The sequence below is a fragment of the Shewanella sp. MM_2022_3 genome (assembly GCF_022557375.1).
Lineage (GTDB): Bacteria > Pseudomonadota > Gammaproteobacteria > Enterobacterales > Shewanellaceae > Shewanella > Shewanella xiamenensis.
Map to the genome: position 1 here is coordinate 1 of NZ_JAKZGV010000005.1, position 753 is coordinate 753.

Genomic DNA, 753 nt, shown 5'->3' on the forward strand with positions numbered 1-753 from the left:
CCGTGGCCATCACCGCCATCACCCAAGACACTGGCAGCTCCAGCAGTGACTTTATCACCAACGACAACACTCTGATTTTCAAAGGTACTGTCGATTTAGGTGACAACAGCACCTTAGCCGTCACCATCAATGGTGTGGTTTACACCACCGCCAACGGCTTAGTGATTGATGCGCAAGGTAACTGGAGCGTCGACCTGACCGGTACTGTGCTGCCTGACGGCACTTACCCTGTCAGCGCCACCGTCACCGACGTGGCCGGCAACAGCAAAACTGTTACCCAAGATGTGGTGATTGATACTCAATCTGCCGCTGCACCGACAGTTACTATTGATGAAGACTTAAATAACGATGGCTTCATTAATCCTACTGAATTAACAGGACCGGTAAATATCACCGTTACTGTGGGGCTTGGCACCTCGATCGGTGATCTATTAATAGTTACAGATCAAGCGGGTAACACCCTATTTTATGGGCTAGTCACTCAAGAAATTTTAAATAATGGCTTACAACTCGGAATCATCGCTCCAGCCATCGGTACTAATCTAGTAATCACGGCTGTTGTTACAGATCAAGCAGGAAATAGCACTTCTGGGCAAGATCTGGCCAGACTGACAGATTCAGCAGATGACAGCAAAACTGTCGTTGAGGACACCGTCGCCAGCGGCAACGTGTTAACTAACGATGAAGCGGGCAATACCAGCGTGGTCAGCTTCACCGTCGCCGGCAGCAGTGTGGTGCATAACGCCGGCAGCA

General features: G+C 50.1%; 1 protein-coding gene. It reads left to right on the plus strand.

Annotation, left to right across the window (positions count from 1 at the left end; translation table 11 throughout):
• The coding region (locus MMG82_RS04495; RefSeq protein WP_241406570.1) for an Ig-like domain-containing protein at positions 1–753 on the plus strand (753 nt) is incomplete at both ends.